A 25,768-nucleotide genomic window follows, 5' to 3' on the forward strand; every position below is an offset into this window, starting at 1 on the left:
ATTGCCGCAACTTCGCAAAGCCCTTGGCGTTGGGCTGCAACCAGTTTGAAAATCGTTGCGTTTATTTTGAAATTTTTGTCGAAGTTGTTTGAACTTAAGTTCTGGCTGCACCCAACATGGGCTTGGCGAAATTTCGGCCTTTTTGTGCAAAATTGAGCTAGTATTTTTCATAACTTCGTTTACGGTCACCGAAAGTACTCGGCTTTGAAGTTGCCGCAACTTCGCAAAGCCCTGGCCGTTGGCTGTCATTATATTGAAAATCTGACTAAACTACAACATTTCTTATCGTGAAAGGGAAAAATATTTTTACTAAATCAGAAATTACAGAAATTGAAAAGCTAATTGTTTTACGAAATAAAACTGCTCCATCAGATCAAAAAGCTATAAGACAAAAAATGAGAAATCTCGGCTTTTATGGAAGAGATGATTACGGAATTACTGATTTACAAATCAATGATTTAAATTCATTAATAAAATCTGGTAGAATTAAAATTTCAGATAATTTTTTTCCTGTTGCTAATCCGAAAAAAAATGTAAAAAAAAACCTTTACTTCGAAATCAAAAGATTTAAATAAAGATGAACATTACATTCTCGATTTATGCGACAAAGTTTTAAATTTGAAATCGTCTCGCCAACATAAGTTTAATTTTTTACTCGGCGATAGTAATTCAAACGGATATTCTGCAAAATTGCCAGTTGATTCATTCTATGAAAAACTAAATCTTGTTATAGAATATCGAGAATTGCAACACACTGAAAGTGTAAATTTTTTCGACAAACCAAACAAACTTACAGTAAGCGGAATGCACCGTGGAGAACAAAGAAAACTTTATGATGAACGTCGTCGTACAGTTTTGCCTGAGAATGGAATTAAGTTAATTGAAATTTCATATTCCGACTTCAATTTTGACCGTCGTAAAAGAATTATCAGAAATGAAATCTATGATGAAAAAATAATTAAAAATATTTTAAAAGGTATTATGTAAATGTCATAACGAACAGCCAACATGGGCTTGGCAAAATTGCGGCACAATCTGCAAAATTGAACCAATATTTTCCATAACTTCGTTTCCGGTCACCGAAAGAACTCGGCTTCGAAATTGCCGCAACTTCGCAAAGCCCTTGGCGTTGTGCGACACCAATCACAGCAACACGATAAATTAATGACTAAAATCGAAATACTAAACAGTTTAGAATTACATGATGCCAATGTTGAGAAATTAGATATTGACTTCTCACAAAAGACTTTGAGAATAAAGGTTGAAATATTAAATAATAAAAAGACTTTAACTTTTAAAGATATTAGAAATCTACAATTAAAAGGAAATCATAAAATGAATGAGCTGGAAATAAGTACAGTAAATTTTATGTTTGACAATGAAATCTTTACTGTTGAATTTGTTTTCCTTTTAGGTTTTGGATTACCGTCGATAACTTTGAATTTTAAGTTTAAAGATTTTGAAATCGCCACCTCATAATTTGGCGTCGCACAACATGGGCTTGGCAAAATTGCGGCACAATCTGCAAAATTGTTCTACTTTTTTCCATAACTTCGTTCACGGTCACCGAAAGAACTCGGCTCCGAAATTGCCGCAACTTCGCAAAGCCCTTGGCGTTGGCTGCTATTTTAAACAAATCGTATATACAATGACAACGAATGAAAATACTTTGCGCAGAAATGGTATTGAATCAAATTCAAAGCCGCCTTATTTATTGGGACTTTTAGGAATCATTCCACTTGTCGGTTTTTTTGTTGGAGCTGGATTAACTTTATATGGCTTAATAAAATATAAAGACAAAAAATTAGTAATTATTGGAATAGCTTGTATGCTTTTCACTGTGTTTGTATACTCAACATTATATTATGTAGGATTTGTTTCAGATTCTGGCAAAAAGGAATGGGAGAAACTTTCTCAGATGGAACTTAATGGATTGATCAAAAATATTGAGTATTACAAAATTGAAAATGGTAAATATCCAGACAGTTTAAAAGAGTTATTAAAAAAAAATGAATTTGTCTCTATAGTTGATGTTACTCAACCAATAAAAAATAAAGAAAGGGGTTATTATAATTACAAAAAGAAAGGAGAAAATTATTTATTATTTTCATCTGGAACTGACGGAATTCCTAATACAAAAGATGATATTTTTCCTCAAATAAAAAATTTAAAAAATGTGGGTTGGATTAAGAATTAGTACAAAACAGCAGCCAACATGGGCTTGGCGAAATTGCGGCCTTCTTGTGCAAAATTGTTCTACTTTTTTCCATAACTTCGTTCGCGGTCACCGAAAGTAATCGGCTTCGAAATTGCCGCAACTTCGCAAAGCCCTTGGCGTTGTGTGCCATTGCTAAGCGTTGAATCGTTGCCCGAGAACCTTTTATTATATTGTCGAATACATTGTCGAATTTCTTGATCATTTTTTTGGGAATGTTTTGTCGATTTTCGTTCTGGTAACTTTGTCGAAAATTGGAAAGTCTGTGTAGTACTCAATTTAAAAACGGTAATTTGCTCAAAGCGAATTTTATTGCGAAATAGGGAAGAAGTAAATTTGAAATATTTGGGTTCGCAAAGTTTTCTGAAACTTGAAAGTTATTGTTTTTCTACTGCAACGGCACACAACAAGCAGTTTCACGCCATTGCGGCATTTTGTGCAAAATTGTTCGAGTAATTTTCATAACTTCGTTCTCGGTCACCGAAAGAACTCGGCTTCGAAATTGCCGCAACGGCGTGAAGCTGCCGGGCGTTATGACCAATGCGGCCAAAATTGCACATAAACCAAACTGTATCAACAAAAATAAATAACTTTTATGACTGAATTAGAACCGAAAGATTTGATTACTGAAACTATTGAGAATATCGAATCTGAAGAATTTTATAATCAAGAAGACGACACGTTAGATATTGAAAGTACCGAAAGAAAAATCGTTTGGCAAGCTAAAGATTTTTCAATTAGAGAGTTTCTAAGTATGCGACAAGATGGAGAACTTGCGCTTCAACCAGAATATCAACGAAACTTTGTGGCACCTGTGCAAATTGCTAGCAGACTTATAGAATCTATACTTCTCGATGTTCCAATTCCAGTTATTTACCTTGCAGAAGATAAGGATGGTTCTTATTCTGTTATTGATGGTCAACAAAGATTAACTTCATTTTTATCGTTTCTGGATGGAAAATTCCCGAATGGAGATGAATTTAAATTAAGCGGCTTAAAAGTCTTATCCGATTTGAACAGAAAAAAGTATACTGATTTAGATAAAGATCAACAGACAAAAATTAAAACGACAACGCTTCACTCTATCATAATAAAAAAGGAATCAAACGAAGATATCAAATTTGAGATATTTGAAAGACTAAATACAGGTTCAACCAAACTAAATGAAGATGAAATTCGAAATACAGTTTATCGTGGAGATTACATAAAGTTATTAGCTGACTTAAGTGAAAATTCAACGTTTAATTCTTTGGTTCAAAAACCAAATTTCAAAAACAGAATGATTTACAGAGGAATGATTTTACGATTTCTTGCATTATCTGAAAAATCTTATATCAATTACAAATCCTCAATGAAGCAATTCTGTAATAAAGAATTGCGTGACAATAAAAGCTTAAGCAAAGAGAAAAGAATTGAATATAAAAATCGCTTCGAACATTGTTTGGATTTAGTAAAAACAGTTTTTGGAGATAAATCTTTCAAAAGATATATTTCCGGAAATGAATCTGAACAAGGAAAATGGACAAGACAATTAAACATGGCGTTATTTGATCTCCAAATGGTAGGATTTGTAAATTATTCTAAGAACGAAGTTTTATCTAACGCAGATTTAATTAGAGAAGGCTTATTAGAATTGATGATTGAAGATCCAAAGTTTCAAGAAGTAATTGGATTCAAAACTTCTGATACAGATAACGTAAAGAAAAGATTTAAAATGTATATGGACATGTTGGAGAAAGTAATTGGAGATAAATCATATCAGCAAAGAACTTTTTCATTTTCAATTAAAGAAGAATTATTTAAACAAAATCCATATTGCGCTATATCAAAACAAAAAATATTGGCAATTGAAGATGCGGAAGTTGACCATATAATTCCTTATTCAAAAGGTGGCAAAACAGAAAAAGAAAATGCTCAATTAGTTTTGAGATATTTCAATCGTGCGAAAAAAGATAAAATGTAAAAAAATATGCACTGGTCATAACATGGGCTTGGCGCCAGAGCGGCAATCAATTGCAAAATTGTAACAGTTTTTTCCATAACTTCGTTTCCGGTCACCGAAAGAACTCGGCTCCGAAACTGCCGCACCGGCGCAAAGCCCTGGCCGTTGGGCGACACTTTGAAGAACGAGTCGGAAAATCTACATCTAATAAAAATGAAAAAATACTTAATTATAGCTTCTATTTTAATTTTGGTTTCATGCAGAAACTCAGATTTAAAAACACAAAGTATTTCAAATGGATTTATTAAAGAGGCTGGACTGTATAATATCCATAACTCTAAGAAGCAGCACAGAAATATAATTATGAAGGAATTTAATGATGGCACGTTAATTTTTGCCATTAGAGATTCGAAAAATAAAATCTTATTTCAACAAAATCTAAATGAAAGTTTCAGCAAATTCCATTACTGGAGCTTATATGTAGATGATGATTTAATCTTTGGTGGTATAATTCTAATTACGGATCAACCTTAGCAATTTTATATAATGAAAAAACTAAGTTGTATGAAAGGAAAGATTACTGTGAATCTATAATGATTTTGCCTTCGAACTTCCAAACAGAATTAAAAAAAGAAAACCTAACTAACGATTGTAAATCTGTCCAAAAATAAAAAGCGATCGCCCAACATGCAGTTTCACGCCAGTGCGGCATTTTGTGCAAATTGTTCGTCTTTTTTCATAACTTCGTTCACGGTCACCGAAAGAACTCTGTTCCGAAACCGCCGCACCGGCGTGAAGCTGCCGGGCATTAGGCGACATATAAAGAAAAATCTATGAAACTACATTATATAATTCCGATTCTGTTTGTATTATCTTGTAATAAGATTAAAAATACTGAAGTCAAAATACAAAAAGAAGAGTTTACGAAAATTACTGATGAAATATTTAAACAAAAAGTGTTTGTAATTTTATCAGATGAAGTTCCAAATTCGTCGGCAATAATTTTACAAAATTATGTTCAAAAAGGAAAATCGTTTACCCCAGTTTTCACTTCAGAACAAAGTTTTAAAAAATCTAAATACAATCCGATTACAAACAAAAAAATAGAAATTTCAGGTATTCTTCTTTTGGCCACATTAAAGAATAATGAAATATTAAAATTTAATCCTGGATTACCGAATGAAACTGAATTTCAATCAACTGATTTAATTAAAAAGTATTCCAACGAGATAGATAAAATGAAATATTCTCCAATGTAAGATATGGTCATACGATCGCCCAACCTGGGCTTGGCAAAATTGCGGCACAATCTGCAAAATAGTTCGTTAGTTTCCATAACTTCGTTTCCGGTCACCGAAAGAACTCAGCTTTGAAATTGCCGCAACTTCGCAAAGCCCTTGGCGTTAGAGGCTAGTTCTCCCAAAATTCAACAATTTATTAACCGGAACAAATATTTACAATTATGAATTATAAGAATTATAGCGATAAAGATTTAATGGACGCATATAATACTATGATTGATTATTCTGGAAAAGCTGATAATAATATTTTAAACGAAATTGAAAATAGAGGAGGGCTTACAAAATTTCTTGCAGATATTGAATTTGAAAAAACACACCAAACTGAAATCGGTAGAATTTCCAAAGAAGTGTACGACTTAACAAAAGATTATTCGGATTTAGAATTTATAAAACAATTTGTTGCCTCTGAGATTTTAACAAAAGACCAATTAGAGAATTTGGTTACAAATAAATTTAATGAATCCCAAGCCTATATTAATGATAAAAAAATTACTTCAACTACAATAACAGGAAGTATTATCGGATTATTTTTAGGAACCGTATTAGGAAGTATTTTCTTTATTATTTCAATTTTTATTTTTAAAAGAATTTTTTATTTCTCTCTGATTGGAAGTTATATAATTTGCTATTTTTCAATAAAGTTGATAACAAAACAATCTAGAAATAATCCAGTGATATTTATTGCAAGTTTGCTAGGAACAGTTGGTTCGTTAATTTTAGGAATTTATTTTACGAGAAATTAATGAACCAGCCTCTAACGAGCAGCTTAACGCCAGAGCGGCCGTTTTGTGTCAAATTGTTCGCCCTTTTTTCATAACTTCGTTCACGGTTACCGAAAGTCCTCAGCTCAGAAACCGCCGCACCGGCGTGAAGCTGCCGGGCGTTTGCTGCAACCTCGGCTCAGTTTGCGAACAGCCAATCTTTCGAATTTTTAGGCGGAATTTTTGCAAAATTTAATCTTGCTCCAAACGAATATTTTCTTGTAATACAGCTTATAAAATTCACACCAATCAAATCAATGAGACCGTTTAAATCACATAAGATTTTATAGAAAAATAAACAAAGCCCTGGCAGAATCGAACAAAGCTCTGGCAAAATCGAACAAAGCTCTGGCAAAATCGAACAAGGCTCTGGCAGAATCGAACAAGGCTCTGGCAGAATCGAACAAAGCTTTGGCAGAATCGAACAAGGCTCTGGCAAAATCAAACAAGGCTCTGGCAGAATCGAACAAAGCTCTGGTAAAATCGAACAAGGCATCCGCCGAATCGAACAAAGCATCCGCCAAATCGAACAAAGCTTCCGCCGAATCGAATAAGGCATCCGCCGAATTGAACAAAGCATCCGCCAAATCGAACAAGACTTCCGCCGAATCGAACAAGGCTTCCGCAGAATCGAACAAGACAATTTCCAAAACAGATATAGAATTTGACCTGATTGCGAAAATTTACGGCAGCAGCAAACGAGCAGCTTAACGCCAGAGCGGCCTTTTTGTGCTCGTCAGTTCAAATCTTTTTCATAACTTCGTTTTCGGTCACCGAAAGCACTCGGCTCCGAAACCGCCGCACCGGCGTGAAGCTGCCGGGCGTTAGCCGTTATTCGCTCGCCAAACCGGAAATTTTCGTTTTTAAAAAAAGTAATATGAAATTAAAAATCTTAGTCATTTTAAGTTTAAGCTTATTAATATTTTCTTTTCAACAAAAAGGTAATTTAGAGCTAACTTTTAAAAATGATACAAATGAAGATTTTAAAAATCTAGAAGTAAATGTGAGAGGAAAAATTTATAATTTTTCTAATATTAAAAAAGGACAAAAAACGAAACCAATCAAAGTAGAAAGTTCATACAAATATTGCTACGCAAAAGCTATTACATTAAAAGACACTTTAACTTGTAGCGGATTTTGTTCTGTTGGAGAAAAGTTATTTATAGATGGAAAATTATTAATCACTTTTCAGTTTGAGAAAGGAAATGAAAGTAAATTTCTTATAATAGAACCAGATAAAAGGGAAGAATGAACAACGGCTAACATGGGCTTGGCGCTATTGCGGCATTTTTTGCAAAATTGAACCAGTATTTTTCATAACTTCGTTTGCGGTCACCGAAAGTACTCGGCTCCGAAATTGCCGCAACATCGCAAAGCCCTTGGCGTTAAATGCCATTGTTGATGACGTCTTCACCTTTAAAGACCTAAAAGTTCAGTTTGCGTTGTATTTCTGTGTCGAAAAATTGAAGAAAAATAATTTCATTCTTTGCGCTGATTTTTTCTCACATATTCGAATTAAAAAAAATGAAAAAGAGTAGGAACTGGGTTATAGAAATTTTATAAAAATCGATTTGAATAGTTTTTAAATAAAATTGATTTTTAGAAATCTAAATATTGAATGTTTGTTTTGAAAAATTAAAAATTGTTTTGTCTTGCAACGGCATTTAACGAGCAGCTTGGCAAAATTGCGGCCTAATCTGCTAAATTGTTCGTCAGATTTCCATAACTTCGTCTTTGGTTACCGAAAGAACTCAGCTTTGAAGTTGCCGCAACTTCGCAAAGCTGCCGGGCGTTGGCTGTAATTGTAAAGTAATTTTTTTTCTTATGAAGACACTATGCATTATTTTGTTTGTCTTTTTATCAGTCAACAATATTTTTGGTCAAAAAAGTAATTCTGAAAAAATCTCAACAGAATCGACATCAATAGATTTTACAGAAACAGAATTTAGAGGATTTAAATATAAAGGGATTGTGTATTTCGTGGAAAACGATATGCAAACAATTAAAGCATTAAAAAAAGGAAAATTATTTTGGGAAAAGAATGTAGTTTTAGAGTGTGAAAAATCAAAGTCAAGTAAATTACAAATTCAAAAAATAAAACTTCATAAAGGTTATTTACACGCAATTTATGGAAATACAGATATTTGGATTGAGCCTGTAAATGGAAGCATTTTTATTTGTGGTGTATATTAGCAACAACTAACAGCCAACAAGCAGTTTTATGAAATTGCCTGTTTTTGTGCTCGTTAGACCAAATCTTTTTCATAATTTCGTTCACGGTCACCGAAAGTACTCGGCTCCGAAATTGCCGGCAACTTCATAAAGCTGCCGGGCGTTAGCTGTAACCTGCTCAAATTGCGTTAAAAATCTTAGTATGAAAAAAATTATTATTTTCCTATTTCTAAATATTGCGATTTATTCAAATGCGCAAAATTTTGACACTGCTTACACTCAATCTTACAAACGAACTTTTTGTGGCCCAGAAGCTTTTAGATTTTCGTTCGGGAAAGATGAAATAATAAGAACGGATTTATTTTATAAAACGACAGAGCATTTCGTTTCGAGACGACTTAGTACCGAATATACAGATGATGGACTTTATAGAGAAATTTGGACTCCAAGTTTTTATTTAAAAGAGAAAGGATTAGATGCGTATAATCAAATTAAAGAAAAATTTTATCAAATTTTATACGATAAAAAGGAGGAAACTTGTTGTTTTTTTTAGAATTTGACGAAGTTGGCGGTAGCTTGGATGTTGATAATGGAAAATTTTATTACACACAGCTTGGATATGAATTGATGTGTGGAAAATAAAGGGCTACAGCTAACCTGGGCTTGGCAAAATTGCGGCACATTCTGCAAAATTGAACCAGTATTTTTCATAACTTCGTTTTCGGTCACCGAAAGAACTCAGCTTTGAAGTTGCCGCAACTTCGCAAAGCCCTTGGCGTTAGCGGCTATTGTGGCGCAGAATTCGAAATAAACCATAAATTCTAATAGTTTGAAAGAAATAATTTCTATACTTTTAATTGTAATGTCTTGTAAATCTTATTCGCAAAGTGAAAAACTAATAGGTGAGTGGGGTAATTGCAAAGACGTTTGTAACGGCATAACTACAATGAAAAATGTTTGTACAAAATTTGAATTTAAATCAGATGAAACTTTGTTAATTATATATCCTGAATATAGAGAAAAGCTCAGCTGGAAAATAGAGAATCAGAATATATCTTTTTCAAGTTCAAGTGATGCGAAATCTGACATGTTTTCGATCGGTGAATTATATGATTTGAATTTTAATGATAACTTCGAGCAATTAATTATATGCGAAAAAAAAGATAAAGAATGTTACATAGTTTTAGGTAGAAAATAAGTCCAACAGCCGCTAACATGGGCTTGGCGCCAGAGCGGCAATTAGTTGCAAAATTGTAACAGTATTTTTCATAACTTCGTTTTCGGTCACCGAAAGAACTCGGCTCCGAAATTGCCGCACCGTCGCAAAGCCCCGGGCGTTGTGCGCCATTGCCAAAATTGTGTCAAAGAAAAACTTAAACATTGAAAATATGAGTCATGAAGGAATTTTAGCAACTATAATTATTTGTGTTGGGACGTTTGCTGGTCTTGCAAATTATATGTACTATTATTATTTGGGTTTCGCTCAAAGAAGCTGGGAATTTTTAAAACACATTTTTAGCAGCATCGGTGCAGCAATTTTAGTTCCATTATTATTGAATATGTTATCGAGTGATTTAATTAAATCTTCCGCTACTTATAATAACACAAATTATTTCGTTTTTGCGGGCTTTTGTTTTGTTGCCGGATATTTTTCCGATAAATTTATTAATACAATTGGCGATAAAATATTAAAGGATATTGAAAACACCAAGATCAAAGTCGATAAAGCATTAACCGAAGTTAAAGAAACCGAAGAAAAAGTTGATTTCTTAGTGACAAACGAAACTGATAAAGGTGGAAGTGAAGAAAACGAACTTGAAATTAATATTGAAAATTTCAAAGATCTTAATCAGTTTAAGGATGAAGATTTCAATACACAATTAAGTAATATTGCTAAAAGTTTTGAGGGAAAATATAAATTTCGAACTGTCGAAGGAATTGCAAAAGAATTGAAATATACTCCACGAATTGTCAAATTAATTTTAGAAGCGTTAGAAAAGGAAGGAGCCGTTAAAAGACTTGTAGATAAAGACAATAAAAATATTTGGGGATTAACAAATATTGGTAGATTATTGGCAAAAGCAAAGTAAAACGGCGCACAACATGGGCTTGGCAAAATTGCGGCACAATCTGCAAAATTGTTCTAGTATTTTCCATAACTTCGTTTCCGGTCACCGAAAGAACTCAGCTCCGAAATTGCCGCAACTTCGCAAAGCCCTTGGCGTTATGTGAAATTGAGCCGGAACTTCTCGGATAAATAGTACTTTTTGCTGATGTATTCTGATTTGAAGCGGAAGAAAATTGACAATTTTTTGCCTAAGCCTTTTGCAAAAAGAATTTGCTGAAAATAGATTTTCAAAGCGAAGACGCTAAAAAAGGCTTGGCTAAGTTAGAAGAAAAAAATGACAAAGTCAAATAATTTTTTTCTCTAACTTGCAATAAATCAGCATACATTCGTACTACAAATTTTAACAACTTCAGATATCTAACGGTAGCAGATATATAAAATAATTAAAATTTATTTATTACGAGATTTCCTGACTCAACTTGAAGATTTTGAATTTTATCAGGATTGAGATCAAATTCAACATCCACATAACGAAGGGCTTAACGCAATAGCTGTTTTTGTTTTAAAATGAACTAGTTTTTTCCATAACTTTGTTTGCGGTAGGGGAAAGAACTCGTTCCAAAAGCCGCTACTGCGTGAAGCCCTGGCCGTTAAATGCCATTGTTGATGAAGTCTTCACCTTTAAAGAACTAAAAGTTCAGTTTGCGTTGTATTTCTGTGTCGAAAAATTGAAGAAAAATAATTTCATTCTTTGCGTTGATTTTTTCTCACATATTCGAATTAAAAAAAATGAAAAAGAGTAGGAACTGGGTTATAGAAATTTTATAAAAATCGATTTGAATAGTTTTTAAATAAAATTGATTTTAGAAATCTAAAATATTGAATGTTAGTTTTGAAAAATTAAAAATTGTTTTGTCTTGCAACGGCATTTAACGAGCAGCTTGGCAAAATTGCGGCCTAATCTGCTAAATTGTTCGTCAGTTTTCCATAACTTCGTCTTTGGTCACCGAAAGAACTCAGCTTTGAACTTGCCGCAACTTCGCAAAGCTGCCGGGCGTTATGTGAAATTGAGCCGGAACTTCTCGGATAAATAGTACTTTTTGCTGATGTATGCTGATTTGAAGCGGAAGAAAATTGACAATTTTTTGCCTAAGCCTTTTGCAAAAAGAATTTGCTGAAAATAGATTTTCAAAGCGAAGACGCTAAAAAAGGCTTGGCTAAGTTAGAAGAAAAAAATGACAAAGTCAAATAATTTTTTTCTCTAACTTGCAATAAATCAGCATACATTCATACTACAAATTTTAACAACTTCAGATATCTAACGGTAGCAGATATATAAAATAATTAAAATTTATTTATTACGAGATTTCCTGACTCAACTTGAAGATTTTGAATTTTATCAGGATTGAGATCAAATTCAACATCCACATAACGAAGGGCTTAACGCAATAGCTGTTTTTGTTTTAAAATGAACTAGTTTTTTCCATAACTTTGTTTGCGGTAGGGGAAAGAACTCGTTCCAAAAGCCGCTACTGCGTGAAGCCCTGGCCGTTGTGCGACATTATTAAAAAACTAGACGTAATCATGACATCTATGGATAAGAAATGGGGAAATTTTAGTGGAAATATTAATATATATAAAGATTTAGATAGAAAAGATATTTCTGAAATTATTGCCGAAAAGAATATCCATTCAATTCAATTTTATCAATTCAAGGATCCCAAAGATAAAACTTGGGAAATACTAAATGACTTTTTTGAAAAATATCCAAGCATTGGATTAAGAGTTTTATGGTACGATATTCAAAGTTTATCATTTTATAAATTAATTCCTAACATTAGAAAGTTTACAATTGCATCGTTCAATACGCATGATTTCACGCAACTACAAATTAATACTAAACTAAAACACTTTGGAATTGAAGAAACAAAATCAATTGCAGTCAACGTTTCATTTATTAAAAATTTTAAAGATTTAGAATCTTTATACGTTGATGGTATGAAAAAAGGTTTGGATAGTATACATGCATTAACAAACCTAAAAAAAATAACTTTTAGAGGAATTAAATTGGAAAACCTTGATTTCTTAATTGATCTAAAAGACCTGGAAGAACTTAATCTGCTTTTTGGGAGCTATAAAAATTTAGATTCTTTAAGTAACCTCAAAAAAATAAAAAATATAGAATTCAGTCGTGTTAGGCAAATACCAAATTTTGATTTTTTGAATTCAATGGAAAACCTTGAGAAAATCGAATTTGAAGGAATGGCGAAAATGGAAGAAATTCCAAACTTATCTAGATTAACTAAGCTTAAAAGAATTCATATAAACAATAACTTAAGACTTAGTAAAATTGAAAATATTAAAAAAATACCTAATTTAAAGCTTTTACAAATTTCATTCGCCGAAAACTCAAAAGTAAATGAGCGTAAAAATATAATAGAACAAGCAGTAAAAATTTTAATGACTACTAATACTATTGAATATACAAATATTTTTCACTGGACAGATGAAATTACAACAAAAAAATTGAATGAGATAGGGATAAAGAATTGGAAATGGGATGTAGAAATATAACGATCGCACAACATGGGCTTGGCAAAATTGCGGCACAATCTGCAAAATTGTTCTAGTTTTTTCCATAACTTCGTTTCCAGTCACCGAAAGTACTCGGCTCCGAAATTGCCGCAACTTCGCAAAGCCCTGGCCGTTAGCAGATATACTATGAAAACTTTGCGCATATTCATTTATCTTACAATTTTTAGTTTTGCTAGTTGCAAGACTAAAAAAGGCGATATTTCAACTTTTGATCAAAGAAAAGAAGAATTTCTTCAAACAATTCAAGCCAAAGATTCCGGATATATTATTAAGCAAAAAGGCATTGAATTTTTATTAGCTACCAACTTAATTGACACATTAAATTCTAATTGGAATCAGGCAAAAGAGGGTGACACAATCGGAAAGTTTTACAAAAACAAATTAACCAATAGTTATTTTCTTTGCACGATTGATCTTTCTAAAAAGTATTCTTTTGAAACTCATTTACTAGTAGAGATAAAACCTAACGGGAAAATATTGAAAAAGAAAGATTTTTCCACAGTAATTACCCGTGCTGTTGGAAAAATTATTATGAAGGTTTTAATATGTATGGAGAATATTTCGGATTAAGAACCTGCGGAACAGGATCTGGATATTGTGCAAGTTATCTTTATCTTTTCAAAGAAATTACTTCTCAAAAAAGTCTAAAATTTATTCCTGAAAACTATTGGTCGTCGTTTATAACAGCTCAAGATTTAACTTCAAAAATAGAATTAAAAAAGGATGAACTAATTATGCATTATAAATTAGAAAAAGGCGAACTTAACGATAGTTTAGATTTCAAAGTAAACGAAACTAAAATATTCGATGTCAAATTTATTTTTAAGAATAAAAGATGGATAACGACAGAAAAGAGTAAATTTGATGGACTAGATATAGAACTGTAAGTACATCTGCTAACGTGGGCTTGGCAAAATTGCGGCACAATCTGCAAAATTGAGCGAGTATTTTTCATAACTTCGTTTCCGGTCACCGAAAGAACTCGGCTCCGAAATTGCCGCAACTTCGCAAAGCCCTTGGCGTTTGCTGCAACCTTGGCTCAGTTTACGAATAGCCAATCTTTCGAATTTTAAACAGAACCTTTAGCGAATATTTAATTTTGCTCTAAACGAATATTTTCTTGTAATACAGCTTATAAAATTCACATCAAACAAATCAACGAGGCCGTTTAAATCATATAAGATTTTATAGAAAAATAAACAAAGCTTCGGCAGAATCGAACAAAGCTCTGGTAAAATCGAACAAGGCATCCGCCAAATCGAACAAGACTTCCGCCAAATTGAACAAGACTTCCGCCGAATCGAACAAGGCTTCCGCCAAATCGAACAAAGCTTCCGCCGAATCGAACAAGGCATCCGCCAAATCGAACAAGACTCCCGCAGGATCGAACAAGACAATTTCCAAAACAAATATAGAATTGACCTGATAGCGAAAATTTACGGCAGCAGCAAACGAGCAGCTTAACGCCAGAGCGGCCTTTTTGTGCTCGTCAGTTCAAATCTTTTTCATAACTTCGTTTACGGTCACCGAAAGAACTCAGCTTTGAAACTGCCGCACCGGCGTGAAGCTGCCGGGCGTTATGTGAAATTGAGCCGGAACTTCTCGGATAAATAGTACTTTTTGCTGATGTATGCTGATTTGAAGCGGAAGAAAATTGACAATTTTTTGCCTAAGCCTTTTGCAAAAAGAATTTGCTGAAAATAGATTTTCAAAGCGAAGACGCTAAAAAAGGCTTGGCTAAGTTAGAAGAAAAAAATGACAAAGTCAAATAATTTTTTTCTCTAACTTGCAATAAATCAGCATATATTCGTACTACAAATTTTAACAACTTCAGATATCTAACGGTAGCAGATATATAAAATAATTAAAATTTATTTATTACGAGATTTCCTGACTCAACTTGAAGATTTTGAATTTTATCAGGATTGAGATCAAATTCAACATCCACATAACGAAGGGCTTAACGCAATAGCTGTTTTTGTTTTAAAATGAACTAGTTTTTTCCATAACTTTGTTTGCGGTAGGGGAAAGAACTCGTTCCAAAAGCCGCTACTGCGTGAAGCCCTGGCCGTTGTGCGTCATTTTGAACATAAATCCGTAAATTCAAAAACTCCAAAATGAAAAATCTACTGTATTTTATTATGTTATTATTTTCATTTTCATCATTTGCCCAAGACTCAAAGATAAATTCACTGATTTCAAAAAAAGAAAATCAAAATTGGATTAAGAATTTAAAAGGTTTAACGGATAAAGAGAACAACTAACATTGATAATAAATAAGATAAAAAGCGATTCGATAATTTCGAAAGATGATCTTTTAGAAACTATTCACATTAATGTAAATGATGGTGAAAACATCAATGATGGGATTGATAAAAAAACTAAATGTGTGATATTATTTGTTTTAGATATTGACCATGGCGCTTATTTATTAGATTTAAATCGTTACCCAAATATTTCGAAAAAATTGAATTTTTTTTCAAATGAAAATATAATTTCGATTGATTTACTAGAAGGCGAAAAAGCATTATCGCTTTATGGAAGTCATGCTGATTGTGGAGTTGTAATTTTAAAAACTAAAGATAAAATTCTCAAGAAAATATTTAAAAATAAATAAAACGAACGCACAACATGGGCTTGGCGCCAGAGCGGCAATTAGTTGCAAAATTGTAACAGTATTTTTCATAACTTCGTCTTCGGTCACCGAAAGAACTCGGCTCCGAAACTGCCGCACCGGCGCAAAGCCCTGGCCGTTAGGCAACATTTTTAACAACATTAAGATTTTAATAACAAAAAATAAATATTATGGCAATATTCGGAGCTGGATCAAAATGGGAAGATGATGAAATGAAGGATGACTTTTTTAAGGATGAAAATTTTGTAATTGGATGGAATATAAAAGATGCTGAAGATTTATACAGTCTTGTTAGTTCTATGAAAATAGGAGATATTATATATTTAAAAGCAAATCGTCCAGGTTCATTTGATTTAAGAATCAAAGGAATTGGAGTAGTTAAAGATTCTTTACTAAATGTATTATTTGAAAAAGAAGAAAATTTATCATTGCGTAAAAATAATTTCGAACTTCCCGTTAAATGGATTTATCAAACGGAATTTAAAATTTCAATACCACAAAATATTGGAAAATTAACGAACATTCGCGCTGCAACTCTTTATGAGGAATATTTACCATTTGTTCAAAAAGAGATATTAGAAAAAATGTTTAGTAAAATCAAATAAAACGATTGCCTAACGAGCAGTTTTATGAAATTGCCTGTTTTTGTGCTCGTTAGAAAAATATTTTTTCATAATTTCGTTTCCGGTCACCGAAAGTACTCGGCTCCGAAATTCCGGCAACTTCATAAAGCTGCCGGGCGTTAGCCGTAATTTTGTAGAAAAAATCGTAAAAATAAGTACTTATAAATGCCAAGATTAAAGAACGCAGAAATCAAATGGAGTTATCCAAGAGAAACGGATTCAGCATTACTTTCTGAAATATGTATCGAAAGTTGGGGAATTTATTATATAAGTAGAAAATTCGGAAATAATGAAACTCTACTTTATATTGGTTTAGCATATCATCAAAATTTTATTAAACGAATAAAACAACATAAAAAGAAATGGCTGAATAAATATAGAGGTACAAAATATATACGTTTTGGTGAATTTGTAAAACCACAAAATATATCAAAAGATTTAATTGAAGACGCTGAAAGTTGTCTCATTTACGAATTAAAACCAATTCATAACAAATGTAAAATTTCAAGCTATTCATACAGTAATGAATATAAAATTTTAAGCACAGGTAATAGAGGAGTTATTCCAAAAGTAATTTCAATGTGTGATCATTAATATAAAACTAACGGCTAACATGGGCTTGGCAAAATTGCGGCACAATCTGCAAAATTGTTCTAGTATTTTCCATAACTTCGTTTTCGGTCACCGAAAATACTCGGCTCCGAAATTGCCGCAACTTCGCAAAGCCCTTGGCGTTATGTGAAATTGAGCCGGAACTTCTCGGATAAATAGTACTTTTTGCTGATGTATGCTGATTTGAAGCGGAAGAAAATTGACAATTTTTTGCCTAAGCCTTTTGCAAAAAGAATTTGCTGAAAATAGATTTTCAAAGCGAAGACGCTAAAAAAGGCTTGGCTAAGTTAGAAGAAAAAAATGACAAAGTCAAATAATTTTTTTCTCTAACTTGCAATAAATCAGCATATATTCGTACTACAAATTTTAACAACTTCAGATATCTAACGGTAGCAGATATATAAAATAATTAAAATTTATTTATTACGAGATTTCCTGACTCAACTTGAAGATTTTGAATTTTATCAGGATTGAGATCAAATTCAACATCCACATAACGAAGGGCTTAACGCAATAGCTGTTTTTGTTTTAAAATGAACTAGTTTTTCCATAACTTTGTTTGCGGTAGGGGAAAGAACTCGTTCCAAAAGCCGCTACTGCGTGAAGCCCTGGCCGTTAGCAGCAATTATAAACAACTACCCGTAAATTCAAGAACTTAATGCAACAAAATCTTTAAATATGGATGATATAAAATGCTTCTTTTATTCAATGACTACATCCGATATAATTAATTCTGTTGTTGCTCTTGCTGCTATCGGAACAATAATTCTCACTATTTTAATGATTAGAGAATCTAAACTGATGCGGGAATTTTATACAACACCCGATATAAACATTTATTTAGAATTCGCTGAAGCATCACCGAGTTTGTTATTTATTATTTTTGAGAATTCCGGAGCAGGTACAGCAACGGACGTTGAATTTGATTTAATTAAAGACTATAGCTTTTATAATGATTATGATACTAAAATGTTAGAGAATAAAGGAATAATTAAAAATGGTATTCGAAATTTTTATCCAAAACAAAAGTTTAAATACTTTATATCAAGTCTTAGTGAGGATTTTGAAGAGAAATCGTCAGATTCAATTAAACTTAATGTAAAGTATAAACTCCAAAATGGAAAAAAAGTATGCAAATTTCATGAACTAATTATTGAAGAATATTTAGGTGGTGGTATGCATACTCCTGGAGATACACATGTAAGGCAAATATCCTATCGACTGGAACAAATACAAAAAGATTTTACCAAATTAACTGGAATTATTGTTTCGGAAAATCAAGAAAAAAAATAAGCGAAAATAAAGTTAATGATATCAATAACTGCTGCTAACATGGGCTTGGCAAAATGGCGGCACAATCTGCAAAATTGAACCAGTATTTTCCTTAACTTCGTTTTCGGTCACCGAAAGTACTCGGCTTCGAAATTGCCGCAACTTCGCAAAGCCCTGGCCGTTAGAGGCTAGTGAACCAAAATTGCGCAGAAAAATCGTATCGAAAAAATATGACAAGAAAATATAAAATATGGTTTTCAATTTACAGCACCATTCTTGTTTTTGCAATATTATTTGTATTACTACTTTGGGGCGCAAGTGGGCACAAATTTAATTTTCAATTGAAACATTATTTGATAATAACTTACGCCGTAATAAGTATTTCGTCATTATATATTTTTCCAAAAATTTCAATTTTAAATAAAAGAACTAAAAAGATATTTAAAATTATTTCATTAATTTTTTTAATAATCAGTATTGGAATTGCTTTTGAAAATATGTCGCAGATTTATTCAGGAAATTTAATTAATGGATTTATATTTTTCGCAACATTGTTAAGTGGTACCTTTATCACTTCGATATATTATTTAATTAAAGAAATAATCTCTCAAAAGCCGATCACCAGCCTCTAACGAGCAGCTTAACGCCAGAGCGGCAATCAGTTGCAAATTGTTCGCATATTTTTCATAACTTCGTTCACGGTCACCGAAAGAACTCGGCTCCGAAACTGCCGCACCGGCGTGAAGCTGCCGGGCGTTAGCGGTAATTTCGCCGCCGGAAACAATCCGTTAAACAAGAATTTTTCGAATTATGCGTAAATTAATATTGTCTTCAGGGTTACTTTTTATGTTTTGTATTTCTTGCGTCTATAACCACACGAGCAATACAGAAAATTTAGGAAACGGATATTTTTTTCTCGGAGATGGAAATGAATCTCAAATTCTCGTTGGAAATGAAAAGAAGAATTATGGAAGTACAGTTGTTCCGCAAGAAGTTATTAAATATAATTTTGACGAAAAATATATTATTGCCAAAAGTTTAAATGTTCTTGACAATAAAACGATTGAATCATATTGGATAATTGACAAGCAAAATAAAAAAGATTCAATTTACGGTTTAGATTCTTTATCATTTGTAAAAAAGATTAAAAAATTAAGCATAAATTTGATTTTGAAATCAAGGAAATAACCTGAAACTACCGCTAACATGGGCTTGGCAAAATTGCGGCCTTCTTGTGCAAAATTGTTCGTCTATTTTCCATAACTTCGTTTCCAGTCACCGAAAGTATTCGGCTCCGAAATTGCCGCAACTTCGCAAAGCCCTTGGCGTTGTGCGACATGCGTAGAAAACCTAACTTAACATGAAATATTTACTCTTACTAACCTCAATGATTATTATCAATTCAAATTCTGAAGTGGAAAATGAATGTATCAATGATATGTTTTTGAAAACGGACAAAGAGTTAATTGGGAAATATGAAAAAATTGACTACAAAAATGAATTTGGAATACGTCAAACTGTAGATTCAATTAATTATTCAATTATTAGACGATGGAAAGATGATATGACGCCAATAATTGAATCGATTACCAACAAGAGTAAAAGCATTGGATTTTGGAAAGAATATCATGAAAACGGTAAGATTAAAGAATTTGGGTTTATGACATCAGTAAAAAATACAAAAATCGGAAAATGGAAATATTTTTCAGATTCTGGAAAACTCGACAGTATTGTAAATTATGATTCGAAATATAAACTTCCATTTTGTGAATTTTACAAAATAGCAATTGATAGAAATTTAACCGGTAAAACAAGTTCAATCGAGTTTAATGAGCAAAAGAGAAAATGGATTATTGAAAAATGGACTTATGCTAAAGATTCTCCAACCGCAAATGGAATAGAATTGGATGTTGATTCGATGAAGATTACAGAATTTAAATTGACAGGAGAATATTAATTTCGCACGATCGCACAACGAGCAGCTTAACGCCAGAGCGGCGATCAGTTGCAAAATGTTCGCATATTTTTCATAACTTCGTTCACGGTCACCGAAAGAACTCAGCTTCGAAATAGCCGCACCGGCGTGAAGCTGCCGGGCGTTTGCTGCAACCTCGGCTCAGTTTGCGAACAGCCAATCTTTCGAATTTTTAGGCGGAATTTTTGCAAAATTTAATCTTGCTCCAAACGAATATTTTCTTGTAATACAGCTTATAAAATTCACACCAATCAAATCAACGAGACCGTTTAAATCATATAAGATTTTATAGAAAAATAAACAAAGCCCTGGCAGAATCGAACAACGCTCTGGCAGAATCGAACAAGGCTCTGGCAGAATCGAACAAAGCTTTGGAAGAATCGAACAAGGCTCTGGCAAAATCAAACAAAGCTCTGGCAGAATCGAACAAAGCTCTGGTAAAATCGAACAAGGCATCCGCCGAATCGAACAAAGCATCCGCCAAATCGAACAAAGCTTCCGCCGAATCGAACAAGGCATCCGCCGAATTGAACAAAGCATCCGCCAAATCGAACAAAGCTTCCGCCAAATCGAACAAGACTTCCGCCGAATCGAACAAGGCTTCCGCAGGATCGAACAAGACAATTTCCAAAACAAATATAGAATTTGACCTGATTGCGAAAATTTACGGCAGCAGCAAACGAGCAGCTTAACGCCAGAGCGGCATTTGTGCTAGCCAGTTCAAATCTTTTTCATAACTTCGTTCACGGTCACCGAAAGAACTCGGCTCCGAAACCGCCGCACCGGCGTGAAGCTGCCGGGCGTTTGCTGCAACCTCGGCTCAGTTTGCGAACAGCCAATCTTTCGAATTTTTAGGCGGAATTTTTGCAAAATTTAATCTTGCTCCAAACGAATATTTTCTTGTAATACAGCTTATAAAATTCACACCAATCAAATCAACGAGACCGTTTAAATCATATAAGATTTTATAGAAAAATAAACAAAGCCCTGGCAGAATCGAACAACGCTCTGGCAGAATCGAACAAGGCTCTGGCAGAATCGAACAAAGCTTTGGAAGAATCGAACAAGGCTCTGGCAAAATCAAACAAAGCTCTGGCAGAATCGAACAAAGCTCTGGTAAAATCGAACAAGGCATCCGCCGAATCGAACAAAGCATCCGCCAAATCGAACAAAGCTTCCGCCGAATCGAACAAGGCATCCGCCGAATTGAACAAAGCATCCGCCAAATCGAACAAAGCTTCCGCCAAATCGAACAAGACTTCCGCCGAATCGAACAAGGCTTCCGCAGGATCGAACAAGACAATTTCCAAAACAAATATAGAATTTGACCTGATTGCGAAAATTTACGGCAGCAGCAAACGAGCAGCTTAACGCCAGAGCGGCATTTGTGCTAGCCAGTTCAAATCTTTTTCATAACTTCGTTCACGGTCACCGAAAGAACTCGGCTCCGAAACCGCCGCACCGGCGTGAAGCTGCCGGGCGTTGGGCGAAACATAAAGAAAAATCCTGCAACCAATGAGGCTAATAATTTTCGCTTTTTTTGTTTTATCAATTAGCAGTTGTCACAATCGAGACTTAAATGAGAATCGAGAAAAGATTGATATGAATTGGACTGAACTTAATACAAAAGATTCTATTCCTTACCAATTGCAAATTGTTTTGAACACATTATACGGAAATAGAAAACTTGCAGATGTAAACGAAGAGTTTGAAGAAACAGATGTTATCGAAGATACAAGTTTACCAATGCGACAATTAAGATTGCTAACGCGAAAAAATGAAAATTGGAGATTGATTTATAAGCAAGGCGGTGTCGGCGTGCATTATGTTTATATACAATGCAAAATTAAAAATGATTCATTGTATGACTTAAAAGTAGGAGAATCGTTATTAGACTTAGAAAATAATCACAGTGTAACAAAACTTTTGAATCAAAATAAAATTAATTTAAGGTCAATAAAAACTGTAAATAAATAAAGATGCTTGGCCGAACATGGGCTTGGCGAAATTGCGGCAAAATCTGCAAAATTGTTCTACTTTTTTCCATAACTTCGTTTACGGTCACCGAAAGAACTCAGCTATGAAGTTGCCGCAACTTCGCAAAGCCCTTGGCGTTAGCCGTTACTCATCGCCAAGATTGAGAATAAAAAAATCTTACAACATGAAATTATATAATTTTTTATTTTTTTGCGCAATTCTCATACTTGTAAGTTGCAATAAGGTGAGTGATATTGTAACTAATATGGCCATGAATATGATCATTCTGATGCTTTGAATAGCAGTACTAAAATTATAATAGAATTGGAAAATTCAAAACAAGATTCTTCTTCTACGAAATTATTTGAGGCGAAAACTCAGGAAGAATTACAAGGGTTTAAAGATTTGTTTAAAAATGCTAAACTTACCCATTATTGTTGTTGTCCAGAAGAGAATTACACAGTTTCATTTTATTATTTTAAAAATAACTTTGATTATTATTTGGTTGACACGATAGAGTTTAAAAGTAAGGTGCGAATCTTCGAGAAAAGTTACCAGTATTCTTACCTCGTTGATAAAGAATTATGGAAAAATTATTTGAATAAAATAGAAAATAGAAAATAGGAGCAACGGCTAACATGGGCTTGGCGCCAGAGCGGCAATTAGTTGCAAAATTGAACTTCTTTTTTCTTAACTTCGTTCTCGGTCACCGAAAGAACTCGGCTCCGAAATTGCCGCACCGGCGCAAAGCCCTGGCCGTTAAGCGTCATTTTAAAGAACTTATAAAATAACCAAACAACTTAAATGAAAAAAAATGTTCGCTTGTTTGTTTTAAATTTAATAATTGGAACATCTATTGTGATTTTTTCTTGCGGAAACTTGAAAAGTAATGAAAAAACGTTGAGTACAGAAGGATTACAAAAACAAGACACAGAAATAAGATCTAAAATTAAATCTGATTATTTATCTAAAAAAGATATTGATGTCATCTTTTGGAAATCGAAAGGCGAAATAAGCGAAAAGCAAAAAGAAAATTTATTAGAATTTGTCAAGCGAGAAAAAGAATTAAGCGAAAAAATAAAACTTGCCATATTCGAATATTACAAATCAGTTTATAATGATTATAGAAAAGGAATTGATTTGGCGAACATGGAAATTACGAAAGAACAATTAGAAGAAATTTTACCAACTCCAACAACTCCAGAGATGTTGTTCAAAAGTTATGAAATTGCAACAATTCATATACAAGATGATAAAAATTGTAAATTTGGAACAATTGGTTTGGAGTTCGATTGTGATTGGGATATTGAAAATGGATTAGGAGTTAAAATTGAAAACTGGGAAATTAAAGAAGTTGGAATTGCAGAAACTTCATATTATTAAAAACGAACGCTTAACGAGCAGTTTTATGCAATTGCCTGTTTTTGTGCTCGATAGTTCATTTCTTTTTCATAATTTCGTTCACGGTCACCGAAAGAACTCGGCTCCGAAATTCCGGCAACTTCATAAAGCTGCCGGGCGTTATGCGCAACCATAACAAAAATCGCGTAAATTCATGAAAGTAAAATTACCTCCAAGACATTATCCGGATTTTAATCAACCATTTTCTGAACATTACTTTGATAGGCAAAAAAATTTATATAAAAAACTTATTGAGGCGGGCATTTCAGATCAAAAAGCAAAAGATGCTGTAAAGTCGGGATATTACATGAACAATGTTGATGGTAATGTTCTAGACAGTTTTTATGCCCCAATGTGGGCTTTTGAAGGTCAATTCAATTTTAATAATTTCATAGATATAATTCAAGGTAAAGAAATAGTTAAACCTTTTGAGAAAAAAGTTTCAACTATTAAATCTGTTAACGAATTGCTCGACATTTTAAAAACAGATCCTCATAGTAATCATTGCTTAGAATATGGAAGTCTAAGTTTTAGAGGTCAGCGAGATGAATATTTCACGAAAAGACCGATACCAAACCCTACCCTTGCTAATAAAGATGGTCGGGAAAGATTAATCATCCCAAATATTTATCGAAAATATAAGGGCGACTTTCAAGCTAGGATAATGGACGAAAGACCTAATGAGATTTTTGGTACATTATTGGCGGACGATTTAATTTATTACGGGATGGAAAGCCCTCACATAATTTCTGAAAGAAATTTTAAAAAATATGGCCACATTCAATTTCAGAATTGCAAGATTTTCCTGAGCCAGAAAATCAAGAATACTATAAAAGATGGAGTCAAATTAAAGTGCAAGGTACAATGTACCCTGACATCGCAATAATATCACAGCATTACGGATTTCAGACTTATGGACTTGACATTACATTTGATCCAAAAGTAGCTGCTTTTTTTGCTACGAATAGGTTTGAGGAAAAAGCAAACGGAAAAGCAGATTATTTTCCAATTCCGAATGGAGAACACAAAGGTGTAATCTATTGCTTTTATTTCCGAGCTCCACAAATTACGAAAACTAGAGATTTAATTGAATCCATACCAGCATTTGAATATATTTTCCCACTTCGACCAATACGTCAAAGTTGCGCTTTACCATTTTTCCTTCCCGATCGTTTTAATGAGGCAGCTCAATTTGTATGGCATATATTTAAGTTACATCCTGAGTTTGATATAAGCGATTTGTATAGTAAGGAATACCTATTTCCATCTAAAGCAGAAGATAAATTTTATGAAGCGGCGGTTGATGTAAAACAAAAAAACAATGTTTGGGCAGATTTTGTCGATTATGACTTCTAAACAAAGGCAGCGCATAACGAGCAGCTTAACGCCAGAGCGGCCTTTTTGTGCTCGCAAGTTCAAATCTTTTTCATAACTTCGTTTCCGGTCACCGAAAGAACTCAGCTCCGAAACCGCCGCACCGGCGTGAAGCTGCTGGGCGTTGTATGCAAGTTTTACCGAACAGAACGCAAAGAATTTATGAGAAAAATAGTTTTGATACTTGGCTTGATTTTATTCCAAAGTTGTTGGATTTGTCCAGACAGGCACAAAATTGAATTTGATAACGATGAAAAAATATTTACAGTTTTGTCTGATGGATTTTTTATTGAATCAGTAAAAATGACTGAATACATTCAGAAAGAAGGCTACATAGAAACAATTGATTCAAATAGTATAACAATTGCTTCAACTGGAAAACAACTTCAACAAAATATTAATTTAAAATCACTAACAAAAAATTATTCTGTAGTTGGAATTGATTTGAAAAAAATGTTAGAAAAGAAAAATATAGCTTTCGAAGTTTGGGTCAAAAATTCGGATTTAAAAGTTAACGATGAAAACGCAAAGTCACTCGTTTATTTTGTTACAGATAATAATAGTAAAGGAAAAACTATACAAGAATCGAACGGCTGTAAATAATTAAACCTGCAATACAACGTGGGCTTGGCAAAATTGCGGCACAATCTACAAAATTGAACTAGTATTTTTCATAACTTCGTTTGCGGTCACCGAAAGAACTCAGCTTTGAAGTTGCCGCAACTTCGCAAAGCCCTTGGCGTTAAGCGCCATTGTGAAATTCGCGTCTCTGAAGAACTTAAAATTCACTTTGTGTTTAGAAGATCATTTTCTTTGCGTTGAATTATTAAAATCATTTTCTCTGT

Annotated in this window: 32 protein-coding genes; 28 read left to right on the forward strand and 4 right to left on the reverse strand. The window is 33.3% G+C overall.

Features of this window, described 5'->3' with window-relative positions; genetic code table 11:
* Positions 1 to 287: 287 nt before the first annotated feature.
* The 8 genes from ACSLFW_RS13205 (at position 288) to ACSLFW_RS13240 (ending at position 6,201) form a co-directional block, all read left to right on the forward strand.
* Positions 288 to 575 (forward strand): hypothetical protein, encoded by a 288-nt coding sequence (locus tag ACSLFW_RS13205; RefSeq protein ID WP_436556125.1) that lies wholly within the window; start codon positions 288 to 290, stop codon positions 573 to 575.
* Positions 576 to 618: 43 nt separating this feature from the next.
* Positions 619 to 987, forward strand: a complete 369-nt coding sequence (locus tag ACSLFW_RS13210; RefSeq protein ID WP_436556126.1) for a hypothetical protein — start codon at positions 619 to 621, stop codon at positions 985 to 987.
* Between the two features lie 114 nt (positions 988 to 1,101).
* Positions 1,102 to 1,479 carry a hypothetical protein gene (locus ACSLFW_RS13215; RefSeq protein WP_436556127.1) on the forward strand — a complete coding sequence of 126 codons (378 nt, stop codon included), beginning with the start codon at positions 1,102 to 1,104 and terminating at the stop codon, positions 1,477 to 1,479.
* A gap of 109 nt (positions 1,480 to 1,588) precedes the next feature.
* Entirely contained in the window at positions 1,589 to 2,197 is a 609-nt protein-coding gene (locus tag ACSLFW_RS13220) for a hypothetical protein (RefSeq protein ID WP_436556128.1), read from the forward strand.
* A 613-nt stretch (positions 2,198 to 2,810) separates the two neighbouring features.
* Positions 2,811 to 4,178: an HNH endonuclease family protein gene (locus ACSLFW_RS13225; protein WP_436556129.1), complete on the forward strand. Its 1,368-nt coding sequence runs from the start codon at positions 2,811 to 2,813 to the stop codon at positions 4,176 to 4,178.
* Positions 4,179 to 4,370: 192 nt separating this feature from the next.
* Positions 4,371 to 4,691 (forward strand): hypothetical protein, encoded by a 321-nt coding sequence (locus tag ACSLFW_RS13230; protein ID WP_436556130.1) that lies wholly within the window; start codon positions 4,371 to 4,373, stop codon positions 4,689 to 4,691.
* Between the two features lie 299 nt (positions 4,692 to 4,990).
* Positions 4,991 to 5,416, forward strand: coding sequence for a hypothetical protein (locus ACSLFW_RS13235; RefSeq protein ID WP_436556131.1), 426 nt, complete (start codon positions 4,991 to 4,993; stop codon positions 5,414 to 5,416).
* Positions 5,417 to 5,619: 203 nt separating this feature from the next.
* The gene (locus ACSLFW_RS13240) at positions 5,620 to 6,201 is read left to right on the forward strand and encodes a hypothetical protein (protein ID WP_436556132.1); all 582 of its coding nucleotides are present in this window, start codon (positions 5,620 to 5,622) and stop codon (positions 6,199 to 6,201) included.
* 302 nt (positions 6,202 to 6,503) lie between these two features.
* Here the strand turns inward: ACSLFW_RS13240 and ACSLFW_RS13245 are convergent, their stop codons facing one another.
* Positions 6,504 to 6,869 carry a hypothetical protein gene (locus ACSLFW_RS13245; RefSeq protein WP_436556133.1) on the reverse strand — a complete coding sequence of 122 codons (366 nt, stop codon included), beginning with the start codon at positions 6,867 to 6,869 and terminating at the stop codon, positions 6,504 to 6,506.
* A gap of 227 nt (positions 6,870 to 7,096) precedes the next feature.
* Here ACSLFW_RS13245 and ACSLFW_RS13250 point away from each other — a divergent pair, with 227 nt between their 5' ends.
* The 8 genes from ACSLFW_RS13250 to ACSLFW_RS13285 all read left to right on the forward strand — a co-directional run bounded on the left by ACSLFW_RS13250 (position 7,097) and on the right by ACSLFW_RS13285 (position 13,941).
* Entirely contained in the window at positions 7,097 to 7,471 is a 375-nt protein-coding gene (locus tag ACSLFW_RS13250) for a hypothetical protein (protein WP_436556134.1), read from the forward strand.
* Between the two features lie 572 nt (positions 7,472 to 8,043).
* Positions 8,044 to 8,412, forward strand: coding sequence for a hypothetical protein (locus ACSLFW_RS13255; RefSeq protein WP_436556135.1), 369 nt, complete (start codon positions 8,044 to 8,046; stop codon positions 8,410 to 8,412).
* 181 nt (positions 8,413 to 8,593) lie between these two features.
* Complete coding sequence (locus tag ACSLFW_RS13260; RefSeq protein WP_436556136.1) at positions 8,594 to 8,944, forward strand: hypothetical protein; 351 nt, start codon at positions 8,594 to 8,596, stop codon at positions 8,942 to 8,944.
* 276 nt (positions 8,945 to 9,220) lie between these two features.
* Positions 9,221 to 9,589: a hypothetical protein gene (locus tag ACSLFW_RS13265; protein ID WP_436556137.1), complete on the forward strand. Its 369-nt coding sequence runs from the start codon at positions 9,221 to 9,223 to the stop codon at positions 9,587 to 9,589.
* A gap of 160 nt (positions 9,590 to 9,749) precedes the next feature.
* Positions 9,750 to 10,481, forward strand: coding sequence for a YEATS-associated helix-containing protein (locus ACSLFW_RS13270; protein WP_436556138.1), 732 nt, complete (start codon positions 9,750 to 9,752; stop codon positions 10,479 to 10,481).
* 1,562 nt (positions 10,482 to 12,043) lie between these two features.
* Positions 12,044 to 13,033, forward strand: a complete 990-nt coding sequence (locus ACSLFW_RS13275; protein WP_436556139.1) for a hypothetical protein — start codon at positions 12,044 to 12,046, stop codon at positions 13,031 to 13,033.
* Between the two features lie 105 nt (positions 13,034 to 13,138).
* Positions 13,139 to 13,624, forward strand: coding sequence for a hypothetical protein (locus ACSLFW_RS13280; protein WP_436556140.1), 486 nt, complete (start codon positions 13,139 to 13,141; stop codon positions 13,622 to 13,624).
* A complete protein-coding gene (locus tag ACSLFW_RS13285) occupies positions 13,600 to 13,941 on the forward strand; it encodes a hypothetical protein (protein ID WP_436556141.1) in 342 nt (113 codons plus the stop codon). The genes ACSLFW_RS13280 and ACSLFW_RS13285 overlap by 25 nt, the downstream gene beginning before the upstream one ends.
* Before the next feature lie 298 nt (positions 13,942 to 14,239).
* Here ACSLFW_RS13285 and ACSLFW_RS13290 read toward each other — a convergent pair whose 3' ends face one another.
* Entirely contained in the window at positions 14,240 to 14,458 is a 219-nt protein-coding gene (locus ACSLFW_RS13290) for a hypothetical protein (protein ID WP_436556142.1), read from the reverse strand.
* Positions 14,459 to 15,320: 862 nt separating this feature from the next.
* Here ACSLFW_RS13290 and ACSLFW_RS13295 point away from each other — a divergent pair.
* The 6 genes from ACSLFW_RS13295 (at position 15,321) to ACSLFW_RS13320 (ending at position 20,153) form a co-directional block, all read left to right on the forward strand.
* Positions 15,321 to 15,671, forward strand: coding sequence for a hypothetical protein (locus ACSLFW_RS13295; RefSeq protein WP_436556143.1), 351 nt, complete (start codon positions 15,321 to 15,323; stop codon positions 15,669 to 15,671).
* 188 nt (positions 15,672 to 15,859) lie between these two features.
* On the forward strand, positions 15,860 to 16,294 hold the full coding sequence (locus ACSLFW_RS13300; protein ID WP_436556144.1) for a hypothetical protein: 435 nt from the start codon (positions 15,860 to 15,862) through the stop codon (positions 16,292 to 16,294).
* Positions 16,295 to 16,477: 183 nt separating this feature from the next.
* Complete coding sequence (locus tag ACSLFW_RS13305) at positions 16,478 to 16,906, forward strand: GIY-YIG nuclease family protein (protein ID WP_436556145.1); 429 nt, start codon at positions 16,478 to 16,480, stop codon at positions 16,904 to 16,906.
* Between the two features lie 696 nt (positions 16,907 to 17,602).
* Positions 17,603 to 18,217: a hypothetical protein gene (locus tag ACSLFW_RS13310; protein WP_436556146.1), complete on the forward strand. Its 615-nt coding sequence runs from the start codon at positions 17,603 to 17,605 to the stop codon at positions 18,215 to 18,217.
* A 789-nt stretch (positions 18,218 to 19,006) separates the two neighbouring features.
* Positions 19,007 to 19,384 (forward strand): DUF3997 domain-containing protein, encoded by a 378-nt coding sequence (locus ACSLFW_RS13315; protein WP_436556147.1) that lies wholly within the window; start codon positions 19,007 to 19,009, stop codon positions 19,382 to 19,384.
* 172 nt (positions 19,385 to 19,556) lie between these two features.
* Positions 19,557 to 20,153: a hypothetical protein gene (locus ACSLFW_RS13320; RefSeq protein ID WP_436556148.1), complete on the forward strand. Its 597-nt coding sequence runs from the start codon at positions 19,557 to 19,559 to the stop codon at positions 20,151 to 20,153.
* Positions 20,154 to 20,457: 304 nt separating this feature from the next.
* Here ACSLFW_RS13320 and ACSLFW_RS13325 read toward each other — a convergent pair whose 3' ends face one another.
* On the reverse strand, positions 20,458 to 20,802 hold the full coding sequence (locus ACSLFW_RS13325) for a hypothetical protein (protein ID WP_436556149.1): 345 nt from the start codon (positions 20,800 to 20,802) through the stop codon (positions 20,458 to 20,460).
* Between the two features lie 334 nt (positions 20,803 to 21,136).
* A complete protein-coding gene (locus ACSLFW_RS13330) occupies positions 21,137 to 21,481 on the reverse strand; it encodes a hypothetical protein (RefSeq protein ID WP_436556149.1) in 345 nt (114 codons plus the stop codon).
* Between the two features lie 292 nt (positions 21,482 to 21,773).
* Here ACSLFW_RS13330 and ACSLFW_RS13335 point away from each other — a divergent pair, with 292 nt between their 5' ends.
* The 6 genes from ACSLFW_RS13335 to ACSLFW_RS13360 all read left to right on the forward strand — a co-directional run bounded on the left by ACSLFW_RS13335 (position 21,774) and on the right by ACSLFW_RS13360 (position 25,526).
* Positions 21,774 to 22,148, forward strand: coding sequence for a hypothetical protein (locus tag ACSLFW_RS13335; protein WP_436556150.1), 375 nt, complete (start codon positions 21,774 to 21,776; stop codon positions 22,146 to 22,148).
* Between the two features lie 324 nt (positions 22,149 to 22,472).
* On the forward strand, positions 22,473 to 22,772 hold the full coding sequence (locus tag ACSLFW_RS13340) for a hypothetical protein (protein ID WP_436556151.1): 300 nt from the start codon (positions 22,473 to 22,475) through the stop codon (positions 22,770 to 22,772).
* A 180-nt stretch (positions 22,773 to 22,952) separates the two neighbouring features.
* Positions 22,953 to 23,531 (forward strand): DUF6985 domain-containing protein, encoded by a 579-nt coding sequence (locus tag ACSLFW_RS13345; RefSeq protein WP_436556152.1) that lies wholly within the window; start codon positions 22,953 to 22,955, stop codon positions 23,529 to 23,531.
* A 172-nt stretch (positions 23,532 to 23,703) separates the two neighbouring features.
* A complete protein-coding gene (locus ACSLFW_RS13350; protein ID WP_436556153.1) occupies positions 23,704 to 24,435 on the forward strand; it encodes a hypothetical protein in 732 nt (243 codons plus the stop codon).
* Entirely contained in the window at positions 24,414 to 24,905 is a 492-nt protein-coding gene (locus ACSLFW_RS13355) for an FRG domain-containing protein (RefSeq protein ID WP_436556154.1), read from the forward strand. Before ACSLFW_RS13350 ends, ACSLFW_RS13355 begins: the two co-directional genes overlap by 22 nt.
* A 126-nt stretch (positions 24,906 to 25,031) precedes the next feature.
* Positions 25,032 to 25,526 (forward strand): hypothetical protein, encoded by a 495-nt coding sequence (locus ACSLFW_RS13360; protein WP_436556155.1) that lies wholly within the window; start codon positions 25,032 to 25,034, stop codon positions 25,524 to 25,526.
* Positions 25,527 to 25,768: the final 242 nt, after the last annotated feature.

This window comes from Flavobacterium sp. 3HN19-14 (assembly GCF_051373205.1).
Classification (GTDB): domain Bacteria; phylum Bacteroidota; class Bacteroidia; order Flavobacteriales; family Flavobacteriaceae; genus Flavobacterium.

What these genes read in the sequence shown, in the direction of transcription:
- ACSLFW_RS13225 (WP_436556129.1), top strand. Translation starts at nt 2,811, where the DNA reads ATGACTGAATTAGAACCGAAAGATTTGATTACTGAAACTATTGAGAAT.
- ACSLFW_RS13230 (WP_436556130.1), top strand. Translation starts at nt 4,371, where the DNA reads ATGAAAAAATACTTAATTATAGCTTCTATTTTAATTTTGGTTTCATGC.
- ACSLFW_RS13235 (WP_436556131.1), top strand. Translation starts at nt 4,991, where the DNA reads ATGAAACTACATTATATAATTCCGATTCTGTTTGTATTATCTTGTAAT.
- ACSLFW_RS13240 (WP_436556132.1), top strand. Translation starts at nt 5,620, where the DNA reads ATGAATTATAAGAATTATAGCGATAAAGATTTAATGGACGCATATAAT.
- ACSLFW_RS13250 (WP_436556134.1), top strand. Translation starts at nt 7,097, where the DNA reads ATGAAATTAAAAATCTTAGTCATTTTAAGTTTAAGCTTATTAATATTT.
- ACSLFW_RS13255 (WP_436556135.1), top strand. Translation starts at nt 8,044, where the DNA reads ATGAAGACACTATGCATTATTTTGTTTGTCTTTTTATCAGTCAACAAT.
- ACSLFW_RS13260 (WP_436556136.1), top strand. Translation starts at nt 8,594, where the DNA reads ATGAAAAAAATTATTATTTTCCTATTTCTAAATATTGCGATTTATTCA.
- ACSLFW_RS13275 (WP_436556139.1), top strand. Translation starts at nt 12,044, where the DNA reads ATGACATCTATGGATAAGAAATGGGGAAATTTTAGTGGAAATATTAAT.
- ACSLFW_RS13285 (WP_436556141.1), top strand. Translation starts at nt 13,600, where the DNA reads ATGTATGGAGAATATTTCGGATTAAGAACCTGCGGAACAGGATCTGGA.
- ACSLFW_RS13300 (WP_436556144.1), top strand. Translation starts at nt 15,860, where the DNA reads ATGGCAATATTCGGAGCTGGATCAAAATGGGAAGATGATGAAATGAAG.
- ACSLFW_RS13305 (WP_436556145.1), top strand. Translation starts at nt 16,478, where the DNA reads ATGCCAAGATTAAAGAACGCAGAAATCAAATGGAGTTATCCAAGAGAA.
- ACSLFW_RS13310 (WP_436556146.1), top strand. Translation starts at nt 17,603, where the DNA reads ATGGATGATATAAAATGCTTCTTTTATTCAATGACTACATCCGATATA.
- ACSLFW_RS13315 (WP_436556147.1), top strand. Translation starts at nt 19,007, where the DNA reads ATGCGTAAATTAATATTGTCTTCAGGGTTACTTTTTATGTTTTGTATT.
- ACSLFW_RS13320 (WP_436556148.1), top strand. Translation starts at nt 19,557, where the DNA reads ATGAAATATTTACTCTTACTAACCTCAATGATTATTATCAATTCAAAT.
- ACSLFW_RS13335 (WP_436556150.1), top strand. Translation starts at nt 21,774, where the DNA reads ATGAATTGGACTGAACTTAATACAAAAGATTCTATTCCTTACCAATTG.
- ACSLFW_RS13345 (WP_436556152.1), top strand. Translation starts at nt 22,953, where the DNA reads ATGAAAAAAAATGTTCGCTTGTTTGTTTTAAATTTAATAATTGGAACA.
- ACSLFW_RS13350 (WP_436556153.1), top strand. Translation starts at nt 23,704, where the DNA reads ATGAAAGTAAAATTACCTCCAAGACATTATCCGGATTTTAATCAACCA.
- ACSLFW_RS13355 (WP_436556154.1), top strand. Translation starts at nt 24,414, where the DNA reads ATGTACCCTGACATCGCAATAATATCACAGCATTACGGATTTCAGACT.